Source organism: Lysinibacillus sp. FN11, from assembly GCF_024628845.1.
In the GTDB taxonomy this organism is placed as follows: domain Bacteria; phylum Bacillota; class Bacilli; order Bacillales_A; family Planococcaceae; genus Lysinibacillus; species Lysinibacillus capsici.
On the sequence record NZ_CP102383.1, the window covers coordinates 3,416,060 to 3,431,387 of the forward strand.

The 15,328-nt window shown below is 37.3% G+C and carries 14 protein-coding genes; 1 reads left to right on the forward strand and 13 read right to left on the reverse strand.

Annotation, left to right across the window (positions count from 1 at the left end):
• Window positions 1-18: 18 nt before the first annotated feature.
• The 12 genes from hprK to NP781_RS18100 all read right to left on the reverse strand — a co-directional run bounded on the left by hprK (window position 19) and on the right by NP781_RS18100 (window position 12,370).
• Window positions 19-954 carry an HPr(Ser) kinase/phosphatase gene (hprK, locus tag NP781_RS18045; RefSeq protein ID WP_004227974.1) on the reverse strand — a complete coding sequence of 312 codons (936 nt, stop codon included), beginning with the start codon at window positions 952-954 and terminating at the stop codon, window positions 19-21.
• A gap of 143 nt (window positions 955-1,097) precedes the next feature.
• Window positions 1,098-1,421: a cytochrome c551 gene (gene cccB, locus NP781_RS18050; RefSeq protein WP_004227972.1), complete on the reverse strand. Its 324-nt coding sequence runs from the start codon at window positions 1,419-1,421 to the stop codon at window positions 1,098-1,100.
• 48 nt (window positions 1,422-1,469) lie between these two features.
• On the reverse strand, window positions 1,470-2,312 hold the full coding sequence (locus tag NP781_RS18055) for a YitT family protein (protein ID WP_221681168.1): 843 nt from the start codon (window positions 2,310-2,312) through the stop codon (window positions 1,470-1,472).
• A 162-nt stretch (window positions 2,313-2,474) separates the two neighbouring features.
• Entirely contained in the window at window positions 2,475-3,704 is a 1,230-nt protein-coding gene (locus NP781_RS18060) for an EAL and HDOD domain-containing protein (protein ID WP_221681167.1), read from the reverse strand.
• 166 nt (window positions 3,705-3,870) lie between these two features.
• Window positions 3,871-4,518 carry a VTT domain-containing protein gene (locus NP781_RS18065; RefSeq protein ID WP_004227966.1) on the reverse strand — a complete coding sequence of 216 codons (648 nt, stop codon included), beginning with the start codon at window positions 4,516-4,518 and terminating at the stop codon, window positions 3,871-3,873.
• 249 nt (window positions 4,519-4,767) lie between these two features.
• The gene (locus tag NP781_RS18070; protein WP_257520512.1) at window positions 4,768-6,315 is read right to left on the reverse strand and encodes a fatty acid--CoA ligase family protein; all 1,548 of its coding nucleotides are present in this window, start codon (window positions 6,313-6,315) and stop codon (window positions 4,768-4,770) included.
• A gap of 142 nt (window positions 6,316-6,457) precedes the next feature.
• Window positions 6,458-8,392, reverse strand: coding sequence for an FtsX-like permease family protein (locus tag NP781_RS18075; protein ID WP_257520513.1), 1,935 nt, complete (start codon window positions 8,390-8,392; stop codon window positions 6,458-6,460).
• The gene (locus NP781_RS18080; RefSeq protein WP_004230460.1) at window positions 8,364-9,140 is read right to left on the reverse strand and encodes an ABC transporter ATP-binding protein; all 777 of its coding nucleotides are present in this window, start codon (window positions 9,138-9,140) and stop codon (window positions 8,364-8,366) included. The genes NP781_RS18075 and NP781_RS18080 overlap by 29 nt, the downstream gene beginning before the upstream one ends.
• 12 nt (window positions 9,141-9,152) lie before the next feature.
• On the reverse strand, window positions 9,153-9,578 hold the full coding sequence (locus NP781_RS18085) for a hypothetical protein (RefSeq protein ID WP_257520514.1): 426 nt from the start codon (window positions 9,576-9,578) through the stop codon (window positions 9,153-9,155).
• Between the two features lie 11 nt (window positions 9,579-9,589).
• Entirely contained in the window at window positions 9,590-10,573 is a 984-nt protein-coding gene (locus NP781_RS18090; protein ID WP_131521120.1) for a sensor histidine kinase, read from the reverse strand.
• Complete coding sequence (locus tag NP781_RS18095; protein WP_004230457.1) at window positions 10,573-11,277, reverse strand: response regulator transcription factor; 705 nt, start codon at window positions 11,275-11,277, stop codon at window positions 10,573-10,575. Before NP781_RS18095 ends, NP781_RS18090 begins: the two co-directional genes overlap by 1 nt.
• A gap of 100 nt (window positions 11,278-11,377) precedes the next feature.
• Window positions 11,378-12,370, reverse strand: a complete 993-nt coding sequence (locus tag NP781_RS18100) for a lipoate--protein ligase (protein WP_257520515.1) — start codon at window positions 12,368-12,370, stop codon at window positions 11,378-11,380.
• A gap of 144 nt (window positions 12,371-12,514) precedes the next feature.
• Here NP781_RS18100 and yhfH point away from each other — a divergent pair, with 144 nt between their 5' ends.
• Window positions 12,515-12,640, forward strand: coding sequence for a protein YhfH (yhfH, locus tag NP781_RS18105; protein ID WP_004230455.1), 126 nt, complete (start codon window positions 12,515-12,517; stop codon window positions 12,638-12,640).
• A gap of 406 nt (window positions 12,641-13,046) precedes the next feature.
• On the opposite strand, the gene NP781_RS18110 is transcribed toward yhfH, so the two are convergent.
• A complete protein-coding gene (locus NP781_RS18110; RefSeq protein ID WP_221681162.1) occupies window positions 13,047-15,236 on the reverse strand; it encodes a YhgE/Pip domain-containing protein in 2,190 nt (729 codons plus the stop codon).
• Between the last annotated feature and the right edge of the window lie 92 nt (window positions 15,237-15,328).

Consider the following 15,328-nt stretch of genomic DNA (forward strand, 5'->3'; position numbering starts at 1 on the left):
AACAATGTTGTTCGCTTTTTAATCGTCTAACACATCATTTGATGAAATTACTTCATCTAAACGCCTTGAAAATTCCTCTGCCGCATTGACGCCCATTTTCTTTAAACGATAGTTCATCGCTGCCACTTCAATAATAACGGAGACATTGCGTCCAGGTCTTACTGGAATTGTTAGTTTTGTTAGTTCCGTGTCAATTATTTTCATTTTTTCTTCTTCTAAGCCCAATCGATCATAAACTTTTTGTGGATCCCATATTTCGAGCTCAATGATGAGGGTAATACGTTTATAGGGGCGTACTGCACTTGCACCAAAGAGTGTCATAATGTCAATAATGCCAATGCCTCGTATTTCCAATAAGTGCTCTAACAAAGGTGGAGGGCTTCCGATTAATAGGTTTTCTGATTCTTGACGAATTTCAACACAATCATCAGCAACTAAACGATGACCCTTTTTTACAAGCTCAAGTGCTGTTTCACTTTTACCTACGCCGCTTTTACCGATTATAAGCACTCCAATGCCATACACATCGACAAGTACTCCGTGTGCTGCTGTCATTGGAGCTAAGCGCCCCTCTAAGTAGTTCGTCAATCTACTCGAAAATTTGGTTGTTGTCATATGTGTTTTAAACACAGGTACATGCTTTTCGTTTGAGGCCTGAATAAGCTCCTCTGGTACTTCTAAATCTCTAGAAATAATAATAGCAGGTGTATCCTGTGAACAAAGTAAACGCATACGCTCAAGCTTAACATCTGCTGGGAGCATTTCAAAAAAGGAAAGTTCAGTCTTGCCAAGCAATTGTACTCGATTTGCTGGATAATGAGTAAAGTATCCTGCCATTTCAAGCCCTGGTCTTGAGATATCACTTGTCACAATTGTCCTGCCTATTCCTTCTTCACCAGCTAATAACTCTAATTTAAATTTCTCCATAACATCTCTTGTTAATACTACGACCAATGAAAAAGCCTCCAATCAATGGATAAGGTTCATCTTATTTTAGCATGTCTATGTGTAAAAGAAATGTATTTACTCTCAATACAGCGTTTACTTGCACTAAAAAAAACTAGCGGCTCTCCAGCCCGCTAGTTTTTAAAAAGCAATTATTTTTGCGTTGCTAACCATTTAGCAACAGCTTCAGCATCTGCACCTTTTACTAGTCCTGCAGGCATGCCGTTTTTACCATTATTTATAATATCTAAAATTTCTGATTCAGACAAACGTGAACCTACATCATTTAATGCTGGACCATTTGCACCTTGTAGCTCGCCACCATGACAAGTAACACAAGATTTCATCGCTATTGCTTCGCCATCTGGCTCTGTAGCACTTTCATTACCATTATTAGATGCAGTTTTATCTCCGCCGCCACATGCAGCTAAGAAGATTGCTGATCCGAACACTAATGTTAACATTGCTTTTTTCATTAGTACCCCTCCTCGTAATAAATACCTTACGCCGCCATTATACCAAAATTATGCACGTTTGAAACCTTCTCCTAATACCTCATATGCATCAGAAACGATAACAAACGCTGATGGGTCAACGCTTTTAATGAGTTGTTTCAGCTTTGTGAATTCTGTTTGATAAACAACAACCATTAGAACTGGTCGTGCTTCTCCTGTATATCCTCCAATTGCTGGTAACTTCGTTACACCACGATTAATTTCAGCATAAATGGCTTCCCTTACCTCATCTTGTTTCAATGTAATGATATAGACCATTTTAGACTGACTAAAACCTAGCTGAATAATATCAATCGTTTTTGTGGTAACATAAAGTCCAATCAGAGCATACAAACCTTTTTCTAAGTCAAAAACAATTGCTGCACTAATTGCGATAACGCCATCTATTAACAGCACACTTGTTCCAAGCGACAATCCTGTAAACTTCGTAATGATTTGCGCCAGTAAATCAGTGCCACCAGTTGAAGCATTCCCCTTAAAGACCAGTCCTATTCCTAGACCAACAATAATTCCACCAAAAAGAGCACCCAATAAAGGATTATCAGTCCAGGGCTCCCAGCTATTTGTCAATAAGACGATAAAAGGTAATGTGATTGTCCCAATAAAGGATTTTATTCCAAATTTTTTGCCCAGTAATAAAACACCAGCAATAAAAAGCGGAATGTTAAATGCATATTGAACAATTCCCGGATTCCAACCAAATAAACCATGCAAAATCGTACTTATTCCACTTACCCCACCTGAAGCGACTTGATTTGGTAATAAAAAGACATTAAAACCAATAGCAATTATTGCCGCTCCTACAATGACATACACATACTCCACAATGCTATCTCTCACATCATGTTTCATTTCCCCACGCCCACTTCAACTATCAGAATTTTTTTAAGACGAGATGATTATAGCAAATACTTTTAGCATTGAGAACTTCATCATGATGAAGGGATACTATGGTGAGGAAATATAAAAGAAGCTATCTTACATGAATCAATAAGATAGCTTTTGTTGATTGGTTTAAAATGATTTTTCTGCCCATTCGATGGCTTCATAATATAAAAGATCAATGTCAACTAACTGTATATTCAACTGTACAGCTAGCTCTTCTAATCGCGGCCAATCAAGTTTACTTAACGCAATACTAAACTCCAAATAAGGAGTCATTTCCGTTTCAAAGCCTAAAATGGTATTCGTAATATCTTCCGAGAATGGTAGTTGCTGTAAAATAACATTCATCGGTCTTTGAAGTAATGTGTCAATTAGAGAAAACATGCCGACTAAAAAATATTCTGAGAAATTCTTTTTATAAGCAAGCTTAGCTAGTTTTTCACAAACCTTAGCTCGGAATAAAGACGTACACATCACTTCTTTAAAAAGATCGGAATCAGCATCAATATCAATTTCACGCATGGCCAATAAATAAATCCATTTTCGTAAATTCGATACGCCCAATAACACAATCGCCTGCTTGATGGAGCGCACTTTAGATTTAGAACGTTTAGATGAGTTATTAATCATTTGCAATAATTTGTATGTCAATGAAATATCTCGTTCAATATTTTCTGCTAGCAAATGAATATTTGGTTCTTCCTCTTTTAGTAGGGAGATAATGTGAATATATTGAATCGCATTTGCTGGAATGTCTGTTGCTCGTATTATTTGCGGTTGTTCAAAAAAATAACCTTGAAATAACACATAGCCTGAGGACTTAGCGACTTCAAATTGATGACGCGTCTCTACCTTTTCAGCGAGCAACTGAATATGTGGAAATTTCTCCTTAACTTTATTTTCGATTTCCATTCTTTTTACGATGGAAGAAGCTAAAAAATCCACCTTTATATAATCAATTTGTTCAAATAATTCATCATAAACTTTCACTTGATCATCCATCATAAAATCATCCAAGGCAATTTGAAACCCTTGTTTTTTTAGCTCAATTACACGCTCCACTAATTGAGAGGTAAGTGGAACATCCTCTAATATCTCAATCACTACCTGTGAGGGATTTAAAAATTCATGTATAGAGCTCATCAATAAGTTTTCAGTAAAATTAACAAATCCAGGTTTCCCTTTCGTTACCTCTTCAAAACCAATTGAAAGAAATGAGTTCACAAGTACATCAATCGTTGCTGCATCTGAATCGACCATCGGAAAGGCATTTACGTTTTTGCTACGGTATAACAATTCATATGCAACGACTTGCTCATGAAGATTAAATATAGGCTGTCTGCCAATGAATACTTCCATTCCATTGCCCCCCATTTCTCCATTTTCTAGTAATTTATAGTATAACATTTTTTACGACCTGATGCTTATACTTCAAGCTAAACTTAACATGCCAACTTGGCTTTTTCAGCCAATAAAAAAGAAAGGACAGTCCCCGTGATGATGAATCACTTAAGGACTGTCCATATTATTTACCTACTTTGGATTTTATTGCACCGATCACTGCTGGCACAACGGATATAATGATAATCAAAATTAGGACAACTGAGAAGTTATCTTTAATAATTGGAATATTCCCAAAGAAGTAACCTAATAATGTACAACTGAATACCCATAAAATTGCACCAAAAATATTATAAAATAAGAAATAACTATATTTCATTTTACTTGCACCCGCCACAAACGGGATAAATGTACGAATAAATGGCATGAAACGTGCGATTACGATCGTTTTCCCACCATGTGTATTAAAGAATTTTTCAGCTGCTTCCATACGCTCTTTTTTAACAACTCTACCGAGGAGGCTCTTTGGCGGAATAGATGTCCCTACCTTATGACCAATATGATAGTTCATCGTATCGCCCAAAATAGCTGCTGCTAAAAATACAGGGATTAAAATCCACATATCGAATGCGCCCATTGCCGCAGCTAATGTTCCACTTGCAAATAACAAGGAATCACCAGGTAAGAATGGGAAAATAACAACCCCTGTTTCTACAAAAACTATCGCAAATAAAATAAGATAGCTCCAATTGCCAAAATCACGAATAATTTCTTCTAAATGCACATCGATATGCACAATAAAACTTATTAACTCCTTAATGAGTTCTAACATGTTTTTGTATGCTCTCTTTCAATAGTATTTTTACCTAAAAGTTTTGACGTGGCTTCACCTCAAAGGGTTCCAGTTTTGTACGTCTTTTTACATTACTTCCTCACTATATGACAAGCTCTTGAAAAGTATGTAGAAGATTTCACAAGTTTGATTTTATCACTTACAGACATCTACTCTCAACTGATTTTACTATTATACGAATAATGTACAAAAAAAGAGCTACCATTTTTCAATAGTAGCTTTTCTCGTTTAAACTTTTTCTTTTAATGAGCGTCTTAATATTTTTCCTGTTGTGTTTTTTGGTAGTTCATCCAGTATTTCAATTACTTTCGGAACCTTATACTTCACCATATGTTTAGCACAATAGGATAGTAGATCATCTGTTGTAGTAGCAGCTACTTCTTTCAACACAACATAGGCATGTACCGCTTCCCCTAAGTTAGGGTCTGGGAAGCCTACCACCGCTGCCTCTACAATATTATTATGGGCAAACAGCACTTCCTCCACCTCACGAGGATAAACATTAAAGCCCCCTACAATAATCATATCCTTTTTACGATCGACAATGTAAAAATACCCTTCTTCATCTACCTTTGCCAAATCTCCTGTATAGAGCCAGCCGTCACGAATCGCCATCGCCGTTTCTTCAGGCATTTTATAGTATCCCTTCATCACGTTTGGACCACGTACAATTAGCTCTCCAACTTCGCCCACAGGTACTTCCTGACCATTAACATCGACCACTCTATTCTCGACATTGCTAATGGATGTTCCAATAGAGCCAGCTTTACGATCACGATCTAATGGGTTAAAACATGTAACGGGTGAAGCTTCAGATAAGCCATAGCCCTCTGACACTCGCACATTAAATTTCTGTTCGAAATTATGTAATAGCGCAACAGGCAAGGAGGCACCACCTGAAATAGCTAAACGAATTGTCGAGAAATCTTCAGGATTGCCTTCAGGTAATTGGTACAAGAAATTATACATAGTAGGAACACCAGCAAATACCGTTGCTTTTTGCTCTCGAGCTAAAGCGAAAATTTCGCTAGGGCTAAAGCGTGGTGTAAGTAAAACTGTTGCCCCACTTAATAAAGGCGCATTCACCACTACCGTTAAGGCAAATACATGGAAGACAGGTAGTGTCGCAATAACACGGTCCTCTGCATTAATGCCTAAATAATGCGCCACATCGCGTGCATTTGAGTAAACATTGCCATGTGTCAGCATGGCTCCCTTTGGACTACCTGTAGTTCCTGAAGTATATAAAATAATAGCATTGTCATCCTCTGCAACTTCAACAGGTTGTAAAGATTCAGTGGTTTTGGCGATTACATGTGTAAATAAATGTGTTTTTTCTTGTGCTTGTGGTGATAAAGCTGCCACTTTTTCCGCTATATCTGGCGTGGTTTCACAAACTATAAATGTTTTTACTTGTGGAAATGCTTGTACACCTTTTTCAACCAATGGTAGCAACATATCCAGAGCAATGACTGCTTTTACATCTCCATTATGCAAAATGTAAGAAATTTCATCCGGTGTATAGATTGGATTAACAGGTATTGCTGTTGCCCCTAAGCGCATTGTTGCATAGAGGGCAATTAAGTAGTGTGGCGTGTTGCCGAGTAAAAACGCCACATGATCCCCTTTTTCAACGCCTAAATCTTGTAATCCCTTTGCAAAGCGGCCAACTGTATGCTCAAATTCCCCGTAAGTCGTATCTTTCCCCATAAAATGATACGCCACTTTTTCAGGTTGTTCTGTTGCCTGTTGACGAACACGTGAAACTAAATTCAATTACACCATCCCCTTATCGTATAAAATGAATCGTTATTCAGTAATATTATATAAGAAATATATCTAAAAAACAATGAGTCTTTTTATCTCATGTCATAAATTACGTTAAATAATTCATTTTTTTCTCTTTTAAACCATTACTTCATGAGCGAATATGGGAGATATAGCGCCATCGAATTAAATAAAAATAAACCACTTGTATTAATACAAAAAAGCCAAAAGCAAAGAATACTTCTTTTACAATCGATATATTCGCAATGTCCCTTAAAATACCCTGAACCATTAGAAAAGCAAAGGCACTATGCATCATCGCAACACCCCAAGGTAAGAAGAATTGAGGAAACAAATGCCGATTAACCAGCTTTTTTAACTCCGTATCTGTTAAACCCATACGTTTTAATACATCAAATTTACGCTTTTCACGTTCGAGGGATGTATGCAATTTAAAATAGATAAAGCTTCCAGCCGCAAGTAAAAATACAGTGGCTACCAAGACACCCACTAATGTAAATAATGAGTAGGTAGCTAGTATATAAGAATAATTTAATCCTGCATTTTCAAAGTAAAAAGGGCTAAACTTATCCTTTTTAATAAAATATAAATTGGATTCTAGATGATCGATATCCTTACCGATATCCTTCGTTTCCATCCATTGAGGAATAACAAATGTAAATAGATGATAGCTTGGTTGAATAATGTCTTGATCAGAAATCGGATGAATAAGCTTCGCAAAGTCTTCATCACTAATGACAATCGAATTGACACTGACAATCGAGCCTGGAAACACTATTTTTGGATAGACACTATCAATAGTGAGCGGTATATTGTTTTCTTCTAAAACAGTATGCACAACTCGATCTTTTAACTTTTTTAGGGAATCCTCCGAATAAGGAATGAATACTGCCTCTCCTGCTTCCAGATTTAATAATGGATAACTGTAGGAAGAAAGCAGAACATTCATATCGGACTCTCGAAAAACCTCCACTTCATTTAGAGTGAAAGAGGAGGTTTGCTTCACAACAATAAAACGGGATAGCTGATAAGATAAACCTTTCTCTTCTAATTGCAGCCTTAAAGAATTGATATGTTCCCGTTCATATGGATTATCGACATCCCCTTTATAAACCAGCCCGAGTGGATTTAATCGATCATATTGCGTTGTATAGGAGGACATCGTTGCTAAAACACCAACAGATAAAAATGCAAGCGTCGATACCATCGTCACAACGAAAAACATTTTCACGTTATCCATCATTATATGCGTTTGTTCTGCTAGCGATAGTAGACGGTAGCGTTGCCAATGATATTTGCGTTTCCCACGTGCTAAATCTAAAAAACAAGGCACAGAATCACTGAAAAAATAATAGGTGCCAAATGTTGCGGAAAATGGTATTAATAGCGTTAGCCCGATTAGTGATGTATGTCCGACAACAAACGCGAGAATATACGTTGTTACAATTAAAGCAATACCATAGAAAGCTCGTATTTTGGAATACGTTGTTAAGCTATTTAAATAATCACTGCCTTTTATAAGATCTCGTAATTTTCTCTCTCGTGTAAAATACACACTAATAAAAGAAATAACGAAAAATGCACTTGTGAAAACACCAATCGTTAATAAAAATGGCTCCCATGAAATATAGAGTGGTAAATCTTCTAAATGTAAAATTTCCCGCACAATCATAAAAAAGAATTTTGAAAAGGAGAAGCCAAAGACAATCCCTACAATAATGGAGCCTGTTCCAATAATCATTGTCTCTAAAAAGACAAGTCTATTCATCTGACGTTTTTCCATTCCCAAGTGCAATAAAATAGCAAATTCATGTGATCTGGCTTCTAAAAAGGCACTCATGGAATAATATAAAAAGAATAATGTAAACAGGACGAGAACAATTTCAGCCCCCACCATCCCAATGAGAGACATCTCCCCTAATATCCCACGTTCAATATCAGGGTGAAACATCAGCATGGAATAGATAAAAAATACAGCCACAGAAAAAAAGCTTGCCATGAAAAAGGCGCCATATATCCGGCTGTTCCGCACGACATTACGGTAAGCGAATTGTCGAAAGGTCACCTACTTGCCCTCCTCCTAGTAAGCTCAAAACATTTAAAATACGTTGGAAAAACATCTGACGGCGGTCATCTCGATAAATTTCATTAAAAAATTCACCATCTTTAATGAATAACACTCGATCACAATAACTTGCTGCAATTGGATCATGCGTGACCATTACGATTGTCGTTTGTTTATCCTGATTCACTTTTGTTAATAGTTCAAGCACATCACGTGAAGAATTTGAATCTAAATTACCTGTTGGCTCGTCCGCTAAAATGAGACTAGGATTATGAATAAGCGCACGACCAATTGCCGTTCTTTGTGCCTGTCCTCCAGATATTTCATTTGGACGTTTATGAAGGAAGGAAGTTAAATCTAGCTTTTCTACAATACTTGCCAGACGCTCCTCCATTACCTCTAGCGGCTGTTGATCTAATGTTAAGGGCAACACGATATTTTCCTCGACCGTCAGCATATGCAAAAGATTGAAATCCTGAAACACAAAGCCAAGCTGTCTTCTTCTAAAATAGGCAAGCTCTGTTGCATTCAATTTATGTGGATTCATTCCATCTAAAATGATTTCTCCACTAGTTGGTTCATCGATGGTCGAAATAATATTCAGTAATGTCGTTTTACCGCTTCCTGAGGGCCCCATAACAGCTAAAAACTCGCCTTCTTCCACGTCAAAGCTCAATTGATTTAATGCACGATGCGTTACTTTACCTTCGTACACTTTTGTCACATCTTTAATTTGTAAAATAGGCATACTTCATTCACCTTATTTCTTCATTAATTCTAAGGATTGAGGTAAAAGCCACTGTAAAACGACCTCAAAACCAATGTGAAAATGAGGCTCTGTTAAAGCCATTATTGACTCTTCCTCTACTAAACTAAAGCAATGCTCCCCAATAATCACATCCCAAGCATCCGTTTCTCCCTCTACGATTTCCCCACATACAGTATAATACCCACTATACATAATCTGTTGACCGTCTACAGGAAAAGCATTCAATACTGTTGGTTGCTGTAAGTTTAACCCAAGGCTCTTTGAAAAATGCAGTAGTTCTTCATCTAACTTTTCATTTGCCAGGATAAAATTTTGATAGGCTAATGGATCTCCCGCTTGCAGATGTGTCATATAAAGCGCATTTGTTTTCTCCTTATCAATCGTTAGTTTCCAATCTTCTATACGTACCTCTACCATCCTAGTGCCCCCTAATTTGTAAATGTTACTGTCACAATCGTCCCTTTTCCTACCTCTGATGTAATAGCCAGCTCATGCCCTAGCTTTTCACAGATTTCTTTGGCTAAATAAAGGCCCATTCCAGTTGATTCACCTGTTTTTCGCCCATTTTCGCCAGTAAAAAAGGCTTTTGTAACACGAGAAAGATCGGAAGCTGGAATCCCAATACCCTCATCACAAATGGCAAGTTGTACATAGTCATCCTTTTCAATGGCAGAAATAACAATTTTTTTATTGGCTTCAAACGTGTATTTCACTGCATTGGTGATAAATTGTCCAAGAATGAAACGAAGCCATTTTGAATCACTGGCAACAATGAGATCGTCCTCAATATGAATTTCCGGGAAAACTCTTTTCGTAATAAATAAACGTTTATTTTCATTAACAGTTGCAGTTACAATACCTTTTAGCGCAACTCGCTCTACTTGCATATCATCCTCAAAATTTTCTAGGCGTGCATTAACAAGTACCATGTCCAATCCTCTACGCAAGCGATCGATTTCCTCCTGAACATTCTTTTTATCAAGAGGTCGGTCATCCTGTAATAATAATTCAATCACTGAAATAGGTGTTTTCATTTGATGGACCCACTGGTTCATAAATTGATCATGCCTTTTTTGACTTGCATATAAAGCATGCAACTCATGTTGATAAAGTCGATACAATTCATGCATATACTTCTCGGTTTGCATAGCTTCTGGCGTTTTTGCGTTTTTTTGTAGCACATCCTCCATTGCGGTTGGAAGCTGAGTTATCTTCAGCAAGTAGCGTTGCCGCATTAAATAGCGGACAAGTAAAAAGGATGCTAATAGCACAAGGCTAATACAAAAGGAATAAATAGCCGTATCAATATTTCGGAAACCGTCTAATGCATAGATAACCATGATGAACCCAACTAATAAGAGCTGGAACACGATAAATGATGCATAATCACGTAAAAAAAGCTTCCAGCCCACTATAGCTCACCTGCACTTAATATGAATCGATAGCCTGCACCACGTACCGTTTCGATTGTTGACGATATATGATAATCCGCTAACTTTTTTCGAACTCTGGTCATATTCACATTCAAAGTGTTTTCATCGACAAATGCTTGATCGTCCCAAAGCTCCTCTAACAATTGCTCACGTGAAACGACTTTCGGTGCATTGCCCATCAGTAGCTCTAAGATGATACATTCTTTTTTCTGAAGTGGAATTTCTAAATCATTTTTATGTAGCTCCATTCTTTCTAAATGAAGTACAAGCTGTCCTTGCTTGATTGTCCGTTCTTCTTGCCTTGCTGCATATTCACCATATGTACGGCGTAGATGACTACGGATTTTAGCCAACACAATTTCGTAGTTAAAAGGCTTTGTAATAAAATCGTCGCCCCCATTTTCAAGTGCAAAGATTTGGTCCATTTCTCCTGAGCGTGCAGAAATGAAAATTATCGGACATGTTGTATGCTGACGTAGCTGGCGACACCAATAATAGCCATCGTAAGCGGGTAAATTTATATCAAGCAGCACCATATGTGGATTAAATGCTGTAAATTCTTCTATAAGATGATCAAATTCTTGAATTGTTGCAACTTCGTATTGATATTTTCTAAGCGTTTCCGCTAGTAATGATGCAATCTTAACATCATCTTCAACTATGAATATTCGATGCTTTTCCATATCAACACTCCTTTCTTTCTATATTGTATCAAAAAAAGGTTCGACGACATAATTGTCAGCGAACCTTTAGGCTAAAACATTACATGAAACCGTATTTTCCTTAATAAATTAATTGTAAAAAGTCCTCAGTTGAAATTCCACCAAAATATGTAGGGATATCAATGTCTGCTAATGCCTTAGCAATAGCCGCTCTGTCATAGTTTATCCCAACTAAGCGCTGTTCTATATCAGCCATATCACCGACACCAAAGAAATCTCCAAAAATATGCACTTCTTCCATCACACCATGATTTACTTCTAGACGAATATCAATGCCTCCTGTTGGGAATCGATGTGTTTTTTGAATATTAAAGCGTGGTGATTTTCCAAAATTCCACTCCCATGTTTGATAGCGTTCCTCTGATAGCTTGTGGATATTCGCCCAATCATCTTCAGTTAGCTCATAATAACGAATGTTTTCTTCCCCGCCAAAAATGGATTTCAAAATTTCAAGACGGAATTCCTCAACTGTCATTTGCTCTTTTAAAAACTCTGAAATGTTTGCTACTCGTGAGCGAATCGATTTAATACCTTTTGATTCGATTTTATCTTTTTTGACCTTTAAAGCAGAGACAACCGCATCAATTTCTGTATCAAACATCAATGTACCATGGCTGAACATACGTCCTTTTGTAGAGAACTGAGCATTTCCTGAAACTTTACGTCCCTCTGCTAGTATATCATTGCGTCCTGAGAGCTCTGCATTCACACCCATTTTTGCTAGAGCGTCAACAACTGGTTGTGTGAATTTTTTATAGTTCATAAAGCTATCGCCATCATCATTGGTAATAAAGCTGAAGTTAAGATTGCCTAAATCATGATAAACAGCACCACCACCTGAAAGACGGCGCACAACAATAATGCCATTGTCCTCTACATAGTCTGTATTGATTTCTTCAATCGTATTTTGGTTTTTACCGATGATGATAGACGGTTGATTAATGTAGAAAAGGAGCACTGGCTCTTTCTCAACGTCCATTGTTTTTAACAAATACTCCTCAATAGCAAGATTAATACGTGGATCATGGATCCCTTTATTATCAACGAAAATCATAGTTCACGTTTCCTCCTTCACAAAATATCCATATTTATTTTACCGTAAATTAGGCATTTTGTGTTGACGAAAAGCATCTGTTATAATACACTAGAAAATATCAAAACAGTAATAGTACAGATGAACTTAAAGGAGGAGTCCACAATGTTAGAAAACGTAGTTGAATTTTTCAAGAATTTACCTGCTAAGCAATGTACTGAGTGCGGTGAAAAAATGGAAGAACAAAGCGAATGCTACAGCAACACTTGTGAAAAATGTAACCACCTATAAGCATTTGCCTATTCTGATATAGTCATATACGTGCCCCACACGTAGCAATCATGACACCCTTCATCATATTTTGATGAACCCTTAATTAAATCTCTTACACTTACAAAAAACAACAGCTGATACGCTCATATCAGCTGTTGTTTTTTATTGTTGAAAAAAGACAATCACTAGCAGAGAAAGACCGTTTGACAAGGAAAGGGGATTTCTGTTCTGCCAGCGTCCAGAGGGAGCAGCTCGCTACTCGCCCACTGAAAAGTAAATAGCCTTCAATGCAAATTCAAACTCTTTTTTCATAAAATTTCTATAGATCGCTTTGTTTTTATTTATGTCTTTTGAGGCGGAAGAATTATTACATAACCCCTATGAACAACAAAGCACTCACCTACATTGGGTGAGTGCTTCATGATTAGTTTTCTTCAGCTACTTTAGAGTAACGTTTATTGTGCAGTAGCATGAAGTAACCAAATGTGATTGCTAAGAATGCTACTAAGAAACCAGCTAGAACACCATAGTTTTGCATTAAGAATGATGTATCACCAGTAGAAATACTGGATTTAAATGCTTGAACTGTATATGTCATCGGTAATAGCTTGTTAAATACTTGTAATGGTGAAGGTATTAATTCTAATGGGAATGTACCTGCACTTGTTGTTAATTGTAAAATTAGTACAACTATTGCCATGAAACGACCAGGGTCACCAAAGATCGAAACAAGCATTTGAATTAAGGCTAAAAATACATAGCTTGTTAATAAGGCTGTTAAAATAAAGTAGCCCATGTTATTCACTTCGAGTCCTAGACCCCATTTGACAATAACTACTGTTAGTAATGTTTGCACTAAACCTACGACTGCTAGTACAGTCACTTTACTTGTAAACCAAGATGCCCCGTTTTTAGGACGAATAGCAGGCTCAACAAGTGGGAACACAATTGAAATTAATAATGCACCTACGAATAAACCTAGAGAAATAAAGTACGGTGCAAAACCTGTACCATAGTTAGGAACATGGTTTACAGACTCTTTTTCAACTTCAACTGGACTACCTACCATATCATACGTGTCTTGATTTGCTTTGACTTCATTTGCTTTTTCACTAGCCTCACCTAATTTACCAGATAAAGTAGCTGTACCATCTGCAAGCTCTGTAGAACCATCTGCAAGTGTTGCAGATCCTTGTGCTAGCTCACCAGATTTTGAAGCAAGTGTCGAAGTACCTTGATTTAATGTTGTTGTACCATTCGCTAATTCATTTAATCCAGATGCTAATGTTTTTGAACCTGTTACAGCTGTATTCACACCTGCATGTAGTTCACCTAATTTTGCAGCTAATGTAGCATTACCTGCTTGTAGACCTTTTGCACCCTCCAATAAAGCATTACTTTTAGCTGTTAATGCATTCGCACCAGCTAGCACTTCTGCTTGACCTGCTGCAATTTGAGTTGCACCAGAGCTTACTTGATTGGCACCAGCTTGTAATTTTTCTGTACCAGCTGATAAAGATGTTAAACCGTTATGCACACTAGCACTACCTGCCTGTAGTTCCGCTAATGTTTGTTTTAATGCTGCTGCTTGTTCTTCAGGCATTGAAGCCATCATCGTTTGTAATTGATTTGATAGGGCTGTAATGCCTGCCTCTACTTTTGCAGATCCCGCTGTTAATTGGGTTGCTGCACCATTCAATGCACCAGCGTTCTCAGCAATAGATGCTGCACCTGCACTAATTTGCTGTTGTTTGTCGTTTAAAGTGTTTAAACCAGCACCAACTTTTGCAACACCTTGTGTATATTGTGATATCCCCTGTTCAAGGCTCGTTGCTCCATTTGCAGCTTGCTGTGCACCTTGTTGTAATTGAACAGTACCATCTTGTAGTTTGACTAAACCACTAGATAAGTCATTCGCGCCTTTTGCGGCATCTCCCGCACCTTTTGTTAATTTATCAGTACCATTTGATAGTTCAACTGTGCTCGATGCTAGTTGCTCCAAATATCCTTTTAAATCTTTTGCACCATCCGCTACTTTTTGTGCACCCTCATCTAGCTTATTTGAGCCATCTGCTGCTTCTGTAAAGCCATCACCAAGTGTTGCAATTGAATCAAATAATTTTTCAGCATAAGTCGCTGATACTTGAGAATTTACTTCAGCGCGTACACGATCCATTGCTGTCTCACCTATTTGAGCACCAAGGAAGTTCAATCCCTCGTTTGGAATGTAGTTCATTACTAATTTAGATGGTTTGTCATCTAATAGTGTTGTTGCATGTTCAGAGAAATTTGTTGGAATTTCTAAAATCATATAATAGTCACGACTATTTAAGCCTTTTTCAGCTTCATCTTTTGAAACTTCTATAAAGTTAAATTGCTCGCTATCTATCAATTTATCGACCAAGGTATCCCCCAAGTCTAATTTAACGCCATCCATCTCAGCACCAGTATCCTCATTAACAACAGCTACTGGAAGATTAGGAAGCCCTGCATAAGGATCCCAAAACGCCCATAAAAACATACCCGCATACATTACTGGAATAAATAATACAGCAATGATTGAAACAAGCATTTTTCTTGTTTTAAAGATCTTCAGCCACTCAGCTTTAATCATATAATTTCCTCACTCCTAAACTATTTGACCGAAAACGTCATTTGGTCATTTTCATTCAAAAAAATAAGCAACCTCAATAATATTGCAAAAAG